Source organism: Chromohalobacter sp. HP20-39 (assembly GCF_033052815.1).
Taxonomy (GTDB): Bacteria; Pseudomonadota; Gammaproteobacteria; order Pseudomonadales; family Halomonadaceae; genus Chromohalobacter.
The window spans coordinates 1-262 of the sequence record NZ_JAWHTP010000791.1 but is presented as its reverse complement, the minus strand read 5'-3'; the positions used below and the strand labels follow the sequence as shown (position 1 = coordinate 262).

Here is a 262-nt window from a genome sequence, read left to right as displayed (position 1 = left end):
CAGCAGAATCGCGACATCGGCACGTGGTGCACGCCGAGTCATCCGCGCAAAGTGTCGGACCTCGCTCATGTTGTAGGCCACCACGAACAGGATCGCCGACAACGCCGCCAGCGGCACCTTCGACGCCAACGGCGCAAGCAGGAGGAGGATCGCAACCAGCGTCAGCGCGTGCACGATGCCTGCCAAGGGGCTGTTCCCTCCGTTGCGGATGTTCGTTGCCGTACGGGCAATCGCGCCAGTCGCCGCGAAGCCGCCAAAGAGG

1 protein-coding gene is annotated in these 262 nt (G+C 65.3%); it reads right to left on the bottom strand.

Annotated features, from left to right (window positions below):
- On the bottom strand, positions 1 to 262 hold a 262-nt coding region (locus tag RVY79_RS20130; protein ID WP_317466349.1), incomplete at both ends, for a SulP family inorganic anion transporter.